Origin of the sequence: Shewanella sp. ENK2 (assembly GCF_043568515.1) — a bacterium.
Classification (GTDB): Bacteria; Pseudomonadota; Gammaproteobacteria; order Enterobacterales; family Shewanellaceae; genus Shewanella; species Shewanella japonica.
Map to the genome: position 1 here is coordinate 3,414,728 of NZ_CP171406.1, position 14,947 is coordinate 3,429,674.

Below are 14,947 nucleotides of genomic sequence, written 5' to 3' on the forward strand. Positions count from 1 at the left end.
AATGCTCCAGTTAGTCATTCGACTGTAAGTGACACGTCAAGAAGTGATGTTCAACATTCTGAAACTAGAATAAATAGTGATAAACCTAAAACGAAAACACGTTTAATGTCTCTTGATGCATTGCGTGGTTTTGACATGTTTTGGATTTTGGGGGAGAAGGGCTATTTGCAGGATTATTGCTATTAACTGGCTGGTCAGGTTGGCAATGGTTTGATGGCCAAATGCATCACAGTCAATGGCATGGCTTTACCTTTTATGATGTGATTTTCCCGCTGTTTATATTCTTATCCGGTGTAGCGCTAGGCTTGTCTCCAAAAAGGTTGGATAAACTGCCAATGAGCGAACGCCTACCTTTTTATCGTCATGCTATAAAGCGACTTGGATTACTCATCCTACTAGGTGTGCTTTATAACCATGGTTGGGGTACTGGTGTCCCTGCGGATCCTGAACAAATTAGATATGCCAGTGTATTGGCCCGAATCGGTTTTGCTTGGTTTATTGGGGCAATGCTGGTTTGGCATACAAGCCTGCGGGTACAGGCTGCGATAGCGGTTATCATTTTATTGGCTTATGGCTTATTGCAATTATATGTCCCGTTTCCTAATGGGCTACCAGGACAATTCACTCAAGATAATTCGATTAACGCCTATGTGGACAGTTTATTATTGCCAGGTATTTCTTATCAAGACCGTCCTTTAGATCCTGAAGGGGTGCTGTCAACGCTTCCTGCAGTTGTAAATGGCTTAGTCGGTGTATTTGTCGGTCAGCTGTTGGTTAATACCAACATATCTGCGTGTAAGCTCTCTTCTGACTGGTTAAAAGTGTTGTTACTAAAGATTGCGGGTTGCTTGCTGATTTCACTAGCTTGGTTAGTTGATTTTGTCATACCGATTAATAAAGACCTTTGGACAAGCAGTTTTGTATTGGTGACGTCTGGTTGGAGTATCGTATTTTTAGCCATTTTTTATGCGCTTATTGATGTGCTCAAATGGCAGAAGTGGTCGTTATTTTTTGTGGTGATTGGCACGAACGCTATCATCATTTATTTAGCTTCAAGTTTAATGAACTGGCAGTATTTTTCTCAAAGCTTATTGGGTGGAGTCATCACAGCATTACCTCAAAACTGGCAGCAATTAATGTCAGTGGTCAGTTTGTTGCTGGTGCAATGGTTAGTATTGTTATGGTTATATCGACGGAAAATTTTCATCCGAATTTAACTTAAATAGATAAGTGCTTAGCTAGTAGGATAAATTCCTGAGCTTGATTTTCACTTGTTATGGTTCTACCAGTTAAAGGAATGACAGCGTTGTCTTTGTGGTGTGGATGTTTTAACATGAAATGCGCAATGACTATGAAATGAATTAACAATTCGTCATCATAGTGGTGCTAAAACCTCAATAACAATAAGACTCATATGGGGCAGTGATGGATATTGCTGCTGAAAATTAATGACAATAAGAAGCAGGTTTATGGAAACTACAATGAATAACAGTCAGCAAAAAAGCAGTGTTCTGCCGATGGCTATCGTTGCAATTCTCTTTTTCGTATTGGGATTTGCCACTTGGCTAAATGGCTCTTTGATGCCTTATCTGAAGCAAATCCTTCAACTTAGCCCATTTCAAGCATCTCTAATCTTATTCTCTTTTTATATCGCTGTGACATTTACTGCCCTGCCTTCTGCTTGGGTTATTCGTAAAGTCGGCTATAAAAGTGGTATGGCATTAGGGATGGGGATAATGATGATCGCGGGTTTATTGTTTATACCTGCGGCTAAAACCCAAATATTTCCTTTATTCTTATTAGCGCAATTAGTGATGGGTACTGGCCAAACGTTACTACAAACCGCTGTGAATCCTTATGTTGTTCGTTTAGGCCCTGAAGAATCAGCTGCTGCCCGTGTAAGTGTAATGGGCATTCTCAATAAAGGGGCGGGTGTGATTGCGCCTATGGTATTTACAGCACTGATTTTAGATAGTTTTAAAGACCGTGTTGGAACAACATTAACCCAAATTCAAATCGATGAAATGGCGAATAGTCTAATTCTTCCTTACTTAGGTATGGCGGTGTTTATTGGTATTTTAGCGTTTGCTGTTAAAAAATCTCCTTTACCAGAACTCGAGCAAGAAGAAGACGAGTCTTCTGAAAAAGGACAGATTAAAGAAGCCCTGGCTAAACCCAACCTTGCACTAGGTGTTGTCGCATTATTTGTTTATGTGGCCGTTGAAGTCATAGCAGGGGATACCATTGGTACTTACGCATTAACCTTGGGTGTCGAAAACTATGGCGTGATGACATCCTATACAATGGTTTGTATGGTTATCGGTTATAGCTTGGGTATTATTTGTATTCCTCGTTTTATTTCGCAACCTAATGCGTTATTAATCAGTGCTATTTTAGGCGTAGTATTATCTTTTGGTATCGTATTTGGTGATAGTGAGTCATACACCATTGCTAATATGATATTGGTACCATTTGGTGGAGCTGAGCTGCCAGATACCTTATTACTCATTGCATTTCTAGGGTTAGCTAATGCGATTGTGTGGCCTGCAGTATGGCCGTTAGCATTATCAGGAATGGGTCGATTAACCAGTACTGGTTCTGCTTTGTTAATCATGGGGATTGCTGGTGGCGCGTTTGGGCCGGTATTTTGGGGGCTAACAAGCTCTGCGACGTCTTTAGGTATGCAAGGCGGCTATATGGTGATGATCCCTTGTTATCTGTTCATTTTATTTTATGCGGTTAAAGGCTATAAAATGACAAGCTGGAAATAGCTGAGATAAGCGTTTTCAATGCAGTGTATGGCGTTACCGACAGCCTTATAATACTGTCATGAAACGGCTTTAAGCTGTAATCCCTTCACAAAAAAGCCACTCTATTGAGTGGCTTTTTTATTACACTAATAAGCTTTGGCTCTTACTACATTTGGCTCTTACTACAATTTGCCAATAAACTGATTAATGGTTAGTTGGCTTTTCTAGTTTCTCCATGACTTGCTTCAAGCTAAAGCTCGCTGCTTTTTGTCTTGGAGGGTATTCTTTAAATGTTTCTAAAAATTGAGCCACATAAGCTTGCGCAGGCACTAATAAAAATGCTCTGTCTATTAACCAGTCATAATAGGTATTAGACGTGCGGTCAGCAGTCTCGTATGGATCCATACGTAGGTTAAATATCTTAGGTAAGCGTAGTTCAACAAAAGGCTCTGCCCATATTTGTAATGTACCTGTCACACGCTGCTCTAAAAATACTGCTTTCCAGTTTTTATAACGCAGAGCGGCTAAATCACCATCATCAGTGAAGTAAAAGATTTCTTCACGAGGGCCGGTATCTGCCTTGCCTGTTAGGTAAGGTAAGAAGTTGTAGCCATCAAGATGGTTTTTAAACTTTTTGCCATTTGCGCTATAGCCTTTAAGTAGCTTCTCTTTTACTTTGCTATCGCCTGCCGCTGCAGCGAAGGTAGGTAGCCAATCCATATGGTGCATAATCTCATTGGAAACGCTACCAGCCTCAATCTTACCTGGCCATCTCACCATCGCAGGAACACGGAATGCGCCTTCCCAGCTGGTATTTTTCTCACTTCTAAACGGAGTTAAACCCGCATCTGGCCATGTGTTCATGTGTGGGCCATTATCGGTTGAGTAAAATACGATCGTGTTATCTTTGATACCTAGTTTATCGACAGTTTTAAGCAGTTGACCAACATGGTTATCATGCTCAATCATACCGTCAGCATAATTACTGACGCCGCTTGCACCACGAAGTTCAGGCTTAATATGGGTACGGAAATGCATACGTGTTCCGTTCCACCATACAAAGAATGGTTTTTTCGATTTTACACTTTTTTCCATGAAGTCAATTGCCGCCGAAACGGTTTCATCATCAATGGTTTCCATTCTTTTTTCGTTAATGGACCAGTATCTTCAATCTTGCCATCAGCTGATGATTTGATAACGCCTCGAGGTCCAAATTTCTTTAAGAATTCAGGATCTTTTGGGTAATCAACGTTTTCAGGTTCTTCTTCTGCATTAAGGTGATAAAGGTTTCCTAAAAATTCATCAAAACCATGGGCAGTAGGTAAGAACTCATCTTTGTCGCCTAAATGGTTTTTACCAAATTGACCCGTGGCATAACCCATAGGCTTTAAGATTTCCGCTATCGTGGCATCTTCTGCTTGTAAGCCAATATCAGCGCCAGGCAAACCAACTTTACTTAATCCAGTACGGAACACGCTTTGACCTGTAATAAAGGTAGAACGGCCCGCAGTACAAGACTGTTCGCCATAATAATCAGTGAACATTAACCCTTCTTTGGCGATACTATCAATATTTGGCGTTTGATAACCCATCAAACCAAATGTATAAGCACTGACATTTGCTTGCCCAATGTCATCGCCCCATATGACGAGAATATTAGGTTTACTAGCAGCGGTAGCACTGGTTGATAGCATTCCTAATGTTATCGCAGCAGTGACTCCGAGGAGTTTTTTCATTCTTACCATTTTTATTTCCCTATATGATTGAAGAACAGTGTAGATTTTTTGAACACTAATTATAAGTTAACAGCTAAATTAGCGATTAAACAAGTAACTACGAGATTGTTTACATAAAGATGAGGAAATATCAGTATATGCACTGATAGAAAATTTGCTTAATAATCCGGCAAATTAGTCAGGCAAATAAATGATGAGGTGAATGGTTACTTTATTAAATGATAAAGGGGCAGTTCGGGATGGGTAAAATAGTAAAAATTAGATACAAAAAAGCCACTCATTTGAGTGGCTATTTTGTATATGGTGCCGGCACCAAGAGTCGAACTCGGGACCTACTGATTACAAGTCAGTTGCTCTACCAACTGAGCTATGCCGGCTAAATTGTGGTGCCCGAACCCGGAATCGAACCAGGGACACGAGGATTTTCAATCCTCTGCTCTACCGACTGAGCTATTCGGGCAACTAAACTAAGCGTTAGTTAACTACTTCAAACAAGAAACTAACTTGGTCATTAGTATCTCTGCCGTTTGGAGTGCGCACATACTATAGTCATGGTGATTATCGTGCAAGTGCTTTTTACGCTTTTATATTCGATCAATCAATAAAACAGCAATTTTGTGTTTTATTGGATTAAATTTGAACTAAACACACTACGAAATCGTTGTTTGGTACTGTAGGAGTAAGAGTAGGCATAGAAGTAATAGTAAGAGTATAAGACTAGTGGAAGCTGGTGCTGTAATTTTGATGAATTCTATTGTCCTCTAGTCGCTAGCGAAATAAATACACCTTTACGATGGGAAATGGGACAAGTTAGCCTTAAATTTTAGACACAAAAAAGCCACTCATTTGAGTGGCTATTCTGTATATGGTGCCGGCACCAAGAGTCGAACTCGGGACCTACTGATTACAAGTCAGTTGCTCTACCAACTGAGCTATGCCGGCTAAATTGTGGTGCCCGAACCCGGAATCGAACCAGGGACACGAGGATTTTCAATCCTCTGCTCTACCGACTGAGCTATTCGGGCAACTAAACTAAGCGTTAGTTAACTACTTCAAACAAGAAACTAACTTGGTCATTAGTGTCTGTGCCGTTTGGAGTGCGCACATATTATAGGGATGGTTTTATTGACGCAAGTGCTTTTTACAAGTTTTTTATTGTTCGGCTAGTAAATGTTCAAAATGCATGTTTTTTGTCAATATAAAACTCGGCATTGTTAGAAATAACCAGCTTACTTGGTATTTAGTATTTTATAAACGTTCTAAATAATCGAATGATTGTAGCGAAATTTAGCCATTTTATTTTATATTTTTATCTATAAACTCATTTCTATCAAATATGAGGGATGACGAAACATGTTGGTCAATACACGAGATGGATATGGCTTATTCACAATATTACTTCATTGGGTTAGCGCATTAACTATTTTAGGTTTGTTTGGTTTAGGTTTTTGGATGGTGGATTTAACGTATTACAGCAGCTGGTATCAAACTGCGCCTAATATCCATAAAAGTGTCGGAGTACTGCTACTTGGTTTAACACTAATACGCATCTTATGGCGCTTTATCTCTGTCACAACACAGGCTAACTCATCACACAAACATTGGGAAAAACAGGCCGCCAAATGGACTCATAGGGCATTTTATTTATTGATGCTACTGATAATGACAAGTGGCATTTTGATTTCCACAGCCGACGGCAGGGGAGTAATGGTATTTGATTGGTTTGAATTACCTGGTTTGGGTAGCTTTATCACTAATCAAGAAGACATTGCAGGTGTTATTCACCAATATCTTGCATACGGGTTAATTGCTTTGGTTGTGATTCATGCAGCTGGAGCGATTAAGCATCAACTTATTGATAAAGATAGCACCCTGACAAGAATGATAAAACCCGTAAAACCGAAGTAGCCTATCGAGTACTTATTTCACTCAAGCGTTGGAAAATTATACTTCATCACTTTTAATCACATGATTAATTTATATAAAGGAATAGATAATGAAAAAGCAACTGATTAGCACGGTATTTGGCGCCATCTTGTTGGTACCTGCAATGGCCAATGCTGCTGACTACAAAATTGATACTCAAGGAGCGCATGCATCAATTCAATTTAAGGTCAATCATTTAGGCTATAGCTTTGTGACAGGGCGCTTTAATGATTTTAGTGGTGACTTTAGCTACGATGCTAATAAGGTCAACGATACTAAGGTTAAAGTAACCATTAATACAACCAGTGTTGATTCAAATCATGCAGAACGTGATAAGCATTTACGTGGAAGTGATTTTTTAAATACGGGTGAATTTCCTAAGGCCGAGTTTGTATCAACGACTGTTGAAGATAAAGGCAATGGGAAAGTGGTCGTAAATGGTAACTTAACGCTAAACGGCGTGACCAAACCTGTGGCAATCGATGCGACAGTCATTGGTGAAGGTAAAGATCCATGGGGTGGTTATCGAGCAGGTTTTGCAGGTACGACAGAATTTGCAATGAAAGATTTTGGGATAAAAATGGACCTAGGCCCAGCTTCAGCGAATGTGAGCTTAGATCTCGTTATTGAAGGGATTAAACAATAACGTCAATTGCGCAATCGAATACTTAATCGACTGAAAAAAGATTAGTCGGGCTATTCACAAAAACGCCACTCAGTTATTGAGCGGCGTTTTTTGTATGTCAGTGGAGGTGGATTGGCTAATTTTGCTTGTTAGTTAATATAATATGGCCAAATACATTGGCATCTTTATACCCTCGATTCATATCGCCATTCACGGCTTTGATGGGGTGAGAGCCAATAAAGTTTTCCCTCATTTTACTGCCGTCATTATCACAATAAGCTAGCATGAATCCGAGTTTTTTATTACCGCTAAGGGTGACTGGCGACACTTGATGGTCATCAAATGCTGTTAATGAATCATTATAATTGTCAGGGAATACCTTAATTGCCATTTCCCAATACACTTTTTGTGGGTTGGCCTCATCGCGAGACCAAACAGTTGTAATATGTTCATTGAATGTCATTGCTTGTTTTTGAGTTGAAAAGTCGGCAACTTGTCTGTCTAAAGCAACATGATAAGCAAAGGCGTTGTGGCTAAATTGATGTTCACCACCCGAGGCATCTTCATCTAAAAACACTTCAACGGTATCGTCATCCCAATACAGTACAGTTGGATCCGCGGTTTGATCAAATAACACATCATCAATGACTTCAGTGAGTAGATAGAGCGTGTCTTCGCGCCAAAGCAACTTGTAGCGACCACTAAAATCATTTTTATCTATTGCAGCACCAATGATCATGTTATCGATTGGGTACCAGTTTGCATGTTGCCAATCCGCGTCATTCGGCACTCCATCAATGTTAATTTCTTCATTGGCATAATTGACCATAATAGGTTGATGGACATACTCAGTGAACCTGTCTTCAGTAGTGGCTTGCACATTGTACGATGAAAAAAACGCTGGGAGTAAGAGCAGTGATATCGCTGCTTGTGTAATATGCTTTTGGGTGAATGTCGGTCCTGTTATGAAGGAGACATGTTTGTTGAACCATTCCATAGTGTTAATCCGTGTTAGTTTAATCGCAGCCGAGAATTGATATGTTACCGCGGTTGATGTCGATGATATCAACCGGTAGCTTACCTATATTGAATAGCGTAAAGCTATCAATTCAATCATCTAATTTTTCATATTGGCGAGTCATTCTTGAATTTAACTTATAGGCAGTAATACTTTTAACCGGTATGTTTGCTTAGGTAAAACATCAAAATTAAACTCGCCATTGGCATCGCTTTCTAGTGGCACATCATCAACCCAAACTTGTTGTGTAGTAACGGTGGTTGTTTGACTTACCTGCATCGTTATTTGGGCTTGTCTGAATCGTCGACTGACATGTAGCTCTGGCCATGATTTAGGTAACTGAGGCTTTATCTTTATCCCCTTTGATGTGCCTTTAAGGCCAACGAGTTGCTCAATAACAATGCGATAGATCCATGCAACGGTACCAGTATTAAATAATTGACTCGATTTACCAGCATCTTCAGGGAACTGAAAATACGCTCCACGAAAGTAATTAGGGATAAAGACGGGTAGTTGCCCACGAGAGAGGGCATTTGCTTCTGATTCTGCACAAATCATTGTATGCAGTAATTCAAATGCAGCTTCGGTTTCTCCTCGCTCAAATAGGGCGAAAATATAGAAAGCACCAGCATGGTTGTACACTGAACCGTTTTCACCAGTACCAGGAAATTTCTGGGTTAAGCGACCAACTTCTTCATTCATATGGGTGTAGCTAGGCGCAAGCATCATCATGCCAAACGGCGTTTGAAGTTGTTGTTTTATCTGCAACTTCATTTTCTGCCATTGGTTGTTATCGATAGCACCAGATAGCATTGCAAAACTTTGCGGGTTGAGATAAATCCTGCCTTCTTGATTCTGACTCACACCGAAGCAGTTTCCAGCATCGGTAATGCCTCTAGCAAACCATTCACCGTCCCAGCAATGTTGATTCACATCTTGGTTTATTGTACTCGCTTGTTGTAATAATGATTCGGCAAGGCTAGCATTACCTGTTGATTTAGCAACGTTAGACCATAACCTCATGGCGTAAGCACTGGCTAAGCTTAACCAGCTCGATACGCCTTTGCCTTGATATCCGACCATATTCATCGGATCGCACCAATCACCTTGATTGATGTAATTCAGACCACGATGATCTCGTTGAGACCATAAAAATGTCAATGCCAATTCAATATGCTCGAAAACTGTTTTAGGCGCTATGTCATCTGCAAATGGTATAGGCTGGTGTAAGAATTCATAATCTGCTGTTTCGTCAAGATATGCGGTAATACAAATAACTAACCAAACACAATGATCCGTATGTGGGATTTGGTTGATATATTTAAGTTCAGACTCTGGGTTTAATAAAATACCATCAGGCATTTTACCGCTACTATTTTGCTGCGATAACGCCTTAACGAATGCGGCTTTTGTTTCATTAGGTTTCAGGTAAACCATTCCCATTGCATCTTGAAGGTAGTTTCTGGTTTGCGGATCCGTACTTAACCGATTGACATCACCATGGTAAAAAACTTGCCTTGGTAACCAGTGATTAATAAAGTTATCAAATTCCTTATTAGGGCTAGTTATACTCAGTTGTTGGTCAGCTTGAGCGATGTACTCTTGGTATTGTTTGTTAATTTTTTCTCGTTTCTCAGGAGACCCCAAATAGTGTTGTTGTAATTGCTTGGCTTCAAGCTTATCTTTTACAGGGGCAAAAACAAAGTTGGCTTGAAAGTGCTGCTCCGTTTGCAAAGGTAAATCATAATGCATCACAGCAACCGGTGTTTGGTAATGAGCAGGTTTAGATGCTAATGCTCGATTGATGATAGCATCAGGGTTATTGAGCCCGCCTTCACCTTCAAATACTGCTTGGCGAGTTTCGTAACTTGTCGGGGCAATATCACTCATTAATACCGTTGTGTCTTTAAAATCTTGATGGGCAAAGTATTGTTCTATTTTTTGATACGGTGTTACTGACTCACACAAAATGGCATTTAACTCGGCATCAAAATATGCAGATTGGTTCATCCATGACATATAACCCACAGGGAAGTAACTGTAGATACTCAAGTCACGTGAGCGACCACTATTGTTTGTGATATTAAGTTGCCAAAGTTCAGCGCAATCAGTGGTAGTTAATGTAAGTGATAACTCACAAACGATATCAAGGTGAGTGATGTGCCAGCTGATTTTTTCTTTTTCGACAATAAACTCAAAAGAGTCAGTAGCTTGCTTGACGGGGGCATAAGGAATAGAAAACAACTCACCAGATTGATTATCTTTTATATAAAAGAATCTTCCTGGATGATGGCTAAAATATGGATGCTCAGGCTGCATAAAAGTTTTAGCTTCAAGAGCAGGGCCATGAGCATATTTTGCAGGCTCAGGTTGCATAAATTGGGCAACGGCATAGCCGCGACAATTCATTTGAATCATCATTTTTTTATTCCATAAAAAGCCACATGCATTTGGCATACTTGTTGGGCTGTTTAGGCTGACTGCACCGTTTGCCTGATGGTAAGTGATCACTATTTATTCCTGAGCTGTTGTTTGAGTATGAAGGTTTGGCTGGCTTATTTTTGCCTTAGGCTTATCTTGGTTACTGGCGTTTTCATTTGCATATAATTGCTGAGAAATCTCAGCCATTTTGGCTTCGTTTAAGCTGTAATGCTTAACAACCCAAACCGCTAATAATGCAAATATGGCTGGAATTAATGTGTTCAGTAGTAAAATTCCCATCAGAGAGTCTGGTGATTGCTGCTGATTGGCCACATAGCCCATTGAAGATAAGAGCCAACCAATCATGGCGCCTGCAAATGCTCCTCCCAATTTTTGCGAAAAAGCAGCGGCAGAAAAAATCATTGCTGTTGCTCGGCGTCCATTTTTATATTGAGAGTAATCTGCAGTATCTGCATACATGGAAAACACCAGCGGTGATTTGGGGCCAAGACAGAAACCAATTAAGGCTTGCATGATAAACATTAGAGTAATGTTGTTGGGTGGAATCAGGTAAAAACCTGCCGAAAAGACAGCAACTAAACTCATCAAACCAATCAATAAACTGCGTTTATCAAAATAGCGGCTGAGTATTGGTGTAGATGCTGCCCCAATCGCTAATGAAATCATATATACAGCCGTGAATGTTCCAATTAAGTCTTCTCGACCGACGTAATATTTAAAATAAAATGTCCCGGTGCTGGCGCGCAAAGTGATGGTGAACATAATAATCAGTGCTAGTGAGAATAATATTAACCAAGGTTTATTATTCGATAGATCAATCAGGTCTTGTTTGATACTGGTTTGCTGATTAACGGGTGGTGAAATTCGTTCTTTGGTCGCGAAAAACGTGAGCGTAAACAAAACAGCAGAGATTAAGCCATAACACCCCATTGTCAGCTGCCAGCCTAGGGCTTGGTCTCCGTTACCTAGCAAGGTCACAAGCTCAGGAGTCAGGTAAGCGACGAGTGTGCCACCAGAAAAAGCACCGATGAATCGAAAACTGGTCAAGGTAGTACGTTCTTGACTGTCTGCGGTGACTACACCTAAAAGGGCGCCATAAGGCACATTAATAAACGTGTATGCCAACATCATGAAAATATATGTGCCATACGCCCATATAATCTTGCCATCATCGCCCAGATCTGGAACGGTAAAAGTGAGTATACCTGCCGCGGCGATAGGGATAATGCCCAGTAATAAATAAGGCCTAAACTTACCAAAGCGAGTGGAAGTTCTATCGGCTAATGCTCCCATCAACGGATCTGAGAAAGCATCAATAAGGCGAGTAACCAACATCATAGTGCCGACTGCAGCAGCTGAAATACCAAATACATCGGTATAAAAAATAAAGAGGAATACATCAAATACACGCCAATAAAAGTTAGATGCCACATCCCCAAGGGCGTATCCAATTTTTTCTTTTAGCGATAATTTTTCAGAGACGGTATTAGTCTGTTCGATATTTTGAGCCATTGTTATGGTTACCTTGGTTGATTCCATCCAATTTGCTTTTAAAGCCCACTTTCAGCTAACTGATTTTTATTGATATTTATTTTTAATAATCAGTGTAAGCGCTTACATTGTTGTTAGAATGTAAATGATTAATCAAATTTTGACCAGTGTTAATTTGGGCTAAACTGAGTTTTTTATGGCTGTGGCATCAAAATTGTGCGGTTTTTTTAAGTATAAATACTGAAGGTTAGCGATGAGTTTTAATCGCGATTGCTAAAGGTTTACGGATTACTTTAGAGGATTTACAACATCACGATAGAGGGCAGGGAAATTGGGGTTTCTTGTTATCAAAGTCTAACCATTACCAAGTTAAAGCATGATTTAGTAGGGCATTGTTTTGTAAGGTATTGTTTGGTAAGGCATTGTTTAGTAAAAATAGCGCTTGAGTGAAAAGTAAAACGCCCTTCTAGATTCTAGAAAGGCGTTTAAGAAATAATGATTATAAATAGAGATGATTAAATCGAGCTGCTTATTTAATCAAGCATCTTATTTAAGCATGTCTTGTACTTTAATGACTTGTGCACGATAGCCCGTAGCAAATAAATCATGACTGCCAATATTGATTCTAACGGCAGGTTTCGTCTCGCCGTAACGATGCTCTACTAATATCGACTGAACTTTACCTGTGGTGTCATCCATTTTAAGGTTGCCATAACCGCCACCTAAACCAAATAACCCTGCAGATGCAAAGTAGCTCATCATGCTGTCTTTATCTTGTTGGTATTTTACGATTGAGGTCACTGGTGAGTAGCCATCGTAACCTAACTCATCTTTACCGTATTCCCATACTTGTTGAACCGTGAGGTTCTGTTCATCAATTTTGTATTCAACTGAGCGAGAGTATTTTTCAGTGGCAAACATAGGCTGGCCAAGATGACGTCCATCACCATTATCAAATACCGTTAGTGTGCCTTTTTCTGGTACTAAATAAGCAGTATGTGAGGTGTAAGAGAAGTCAAAATTAGTGCCGCGACATAAACCTTTTTCGTTACAGTTAAGCTTATTACCTTGTTCATCCACAGGAGTAAGCAGTTTACTGGCAAACTTTTCTGACCAGCCTTTAGCTGGACTTAATATCCATTTAACTTGCTTATCTCTGCCTATCTTTATGACAGCGGATTGATGACGAGAACTGATAATAATGCTGTCGTCACTGCTATCGTAGTCGATAGAGTTGACATGAATCCAATTTCGACCCGTTTCAACGCCGTGGATATCACCGTAGGGGGCATTTTTTAAATCTTCTAGTGTAGTTTGGTGTCCCGCTTGACTTGCATTGATGTTTAAACACACTGCGCCAGCATCTAATGATAATAAAGCATCATCTCGCATAGGATCTAAAATACTGTTTAGATCCCAGTAATCAATTAGTTTTCCGGTATTATCGACCTCGATGATTTGATCTCTAATCGTGTTAACTAGCATGCCATCAGGACGACGATAATCTTTGGCGGCGGCTCTGATAAAGATGTTGCCGTTGCTAGCTTCAATACCTTCATGGGATGCATCGATAAAGTTACCTGGTAGGCTATGCTCAGATATCATTCTGCCCATTAAGGACATTTTCTTCCAGCCTTGACCCTGTACCCAAACCATATTGCCATCGGCGGTTATGTTCATTCCCATGGCGTAACCTGCATTTTCAAAACTCTTTGAGTCATGAGTGGTATACGGGTTTAAATACCAGCGAATATCGCCCGCGGTATCAATAATAAAAAAGCCTGGTTTACCGTCCCAAGAAAAAGCACCTGGTGCGTCGGGATTATTGTGCGCTAATTGACCTGTTTTACCGTCAGGGTTGGTCCAATTTACAAAATATAAGCGGTCTTTAAAATCTGCATCGACATGTTCAACTTCAACGATAGGGGCTTTGGCCCATTGGCTCTCGGAAAAGCCCATATCAATATCAGGGGTAAGCATTTGGTAATCATGACTATGTTGTTGGCCATTTTCGGTCCATTTCACGGTAAAGTGATTCATTAGCGCAGGGTATAAACCAAAAATTGGCACACCGCCTTCATTCATGACGCGCATGTCATCGACTTGATAGTTAATCGCAACTCCCGTGTCATCCTTAGCATGAACTGTCACTTCCACATTGGAGATCTTATGACCATTAAGCGTCACTAATGCTGTTAACGGTGCATTTTCATATGGGTTATGAACGAGATAACCTAAAGGCGCATCCGGTAGTGGAATGGGTTTCATACCTAGTGGATCAGCGGCTAAGTCAGGAGCTGATAAGCAAAGGCTTAGTGCTAAAATTGAATGAACGAGAGGCTTAAACATACAAAATCTCTTTAAGGTAATATGCTGCATATTATAGAGAGAAATAGCCATTTTTAATGTTGCCTACCTGACATATTGTTGAGTTTATTTAATTATTAATAGCGGGGTCACGGTTTTAACATTTGATGAAGAACAATTGAAAATAAAGGGAACTTTTAGCAATCAGAGAAATAGTGAGATGGTAATAGTGAGATAGTAATAGCAACCAAATGAGAAAATTGACCGAATAGGAGGTTAGCGCTTATGACTATTAAAACAGTTATATTAAGAAAACTTGTATCAGCGCAGGTTGAACTGATACAAGCAATAAACCAGCGTTAACAATTATTCATCTTCAGCTGGTGGTACATAACCTTCAATTTCAACGTCTTTACCTTCAAATAAAAAGTTAACCATTTGCTCTTCGAGGAACTTACGGTCATCAACATTCATCATGTTCAATTTATTTTCGTTAATTAGCATCGTTTGCTTTTTTTGCCACAAACCCCAAGCTTCTTTACTAATTGAATCAAAAATACGTTTGCCGACTTCACCTGGATAAAGTTGAAAATCGAGTCCTGCTGCTTCTTTGTTTAAATATGCGCAATTAACATTACGAGCCATGATGTTT

Annotated in this window: 8 protein-coding genes, 4 tRNA genes and 2 pseudogenes; 4 read left to right on the forward strand and 10 right to left on the reverse strand. The window is 39.9% G+C overall.

All coding sequences use genetic code 11. The features are described from left to right. Positions 1 to 105: 105 nt before the first annotated feature. Together nagX and nagP are read left to right on the forward strand one after the other, a co-directional pair. A pseudogene (gene nagX, locus ACGEDC_RS14990) lies at positions 106 to 1,217 on the forward strand (transmembrane glucosamine N-acetyltransferase NagX). A 252-nt stretch (positions 1,218 to 1,469) separates the two neighbouring features. Beyond that, a complete protein-coding gene (gene nagP, locus ACGEDC_RS14995) occupies positions 1,470 to 2,771 on the forward strand; it encodes an N-acetylglucosamine MFS transporter NagP (RefSeq protein WP_055025652.1) in 1,302 nt (433 codons plus the stop codon). A gap of 183 nt (positions 2,772 to 2,954) precedes the next feature. Here the strand turns inward: nagP and ACGEDC_RS15000 are convergent. From ACGEDC_RS15000 to ACGEDC_RS15020, 5 genes and pseudogenes are all read right to left on the reverse strand, one after another. Further along, a pseudogene (locus ACGEDC_RS15000) lies at positions 2,955 to 4,444 on the reverse strand (arylsulfatase). A 343-nt stretch (positions 4,445 to 4,787) separates the two neighbouring features. Then, positions 4,788 to 4,863: transfer RNA gene (locus ACGEDC_RS15005), tRNA-Thr, on the reverse strand. A gap of 7 nt (positions 4,864 to 4,870) precedes the next feature. Beyond that, a tRNA-Phe gene (locus ACGEDC_RS15010) sits at positions 4,871 to 4,946 on the reverse strand. 406 nt (positions 4,947 to 5,352) lie between these two features. After that, positions 5,353 to 5,428, reverse strand: a tRNA-Thr gene (locus ACGEDC_RS15015). A gap of 7 nt (positions 5,429 to 5,435) precedes the next feature. Beyond that, positions 5,436 to 5,511: transfer RNA gene (locus tag ACGEDC_RS15020), tRNA-Phe, on the reverse strand. A gap of 328 nt (positions 5,512 to 5,839) precedes the next feature. On the opposite strand from ACGEDC_RS15020, the gene ACGEDC_RS15025 reads away from it, so the two are divergent. Together ACGEDC_RS15025 and ACGEDC_RS15030 are read left to right on the forward strand one after the other, a co-directional pair. Then, a complete protein-coding gene (locus ACGEDC_RS15025) occupies positions 5,840 to 6,394 on the forward strand; it encodes a cytochrome b (protein WP_394494146.1) in 555 nt (184 codons plus the stop codon). Between the two features lie 88 nt (positions 6,395 to 6,482). Beyond that, positions 6,483 to 7,058: a YceI family protein gene (locus ACGEDC_RS15030; RefSeq protein WP_065109072.1), complete on the forward strand. Its 576-nt coding sequence runs from the start codon at positions 6,483 to 6,485 to the stop codon at positions 7,056 to 7,058. 115 nt (positions 7,059 to 7,173) lie between these two features. On the opposite strand, the gene ACGEDC_RS15035 is transcribed toward ACGEDC_RS15030, so the two are convergent. The 5 genes from ACGEDC_RS15035 to ACGEDC_RS15055 all read right to left on the reverse strand — a co-directional run bounded on the left by ACGEDC_RS15035 (position 7,174) and on the right by ACGEDC_RS15055 (position 14,940). Continuing rightward, entirely contained in the window at positions 7,174 to 8,034 is an 861-nt protein-coding gene (locus ACGEDC_RS15035) for a sugar-binding protein (protein ID WP_394494148.1), read from the reverse strand. 153 nt (positions 8,035 to 8,187) lie between these two features. Beyond that, positions 8,188 to 10,566 (reverse strand): GH36-type glycosyl hydrolase domain-containing protein, encoded by a 2,379-nt coding sequence (locus tag ACGEDC_RS15040; protein ID WP_394494150.1) that lies wholly within the window; start codon positions 10,564 to 10,566, stop codon positions 8,188 to 8,190. Between the two features lie 3 nt (positions 10,567 to 10,569). Then, a complete protein-coding gene (locus ACGEDC_RS15045; protein WP_225442196.1) occupies positions 10,570 to 12,009 on the reverse strand; it encodes an MFS transporter in 1,440 nt (479 codons plus the stop codon). A gap of 525 nt (positions 12,010 to 12,534) precedes the next feature. After that, positions 12,535 to 14,337, reverse strand: coding sequence for an aryl-sulfate sulfotransferase (locus ACGEDC_RS15050; RefSeq protein WP_394494153.1), 1,803 nt, complete (start codon positions 14,335 to 14,337; stop codon positions 12,535 to 12,537). Between the two features lie 324 nt (positions 14,338 to 14,661). Next, positions 14,662 to 14,940, reverse strand: coding sequence for an oxidative damage protection protein (locus tag ACGEDC_RS15055; RefSeq protein ID WP_055026356.1), 279 nt, complete (start codon positions 14,938 to 14,940; stop codon positions 14,662 to 14,664). Between the last annotated feature and the right edge of the window lie 7 nt (positions 14,941 to 14,947).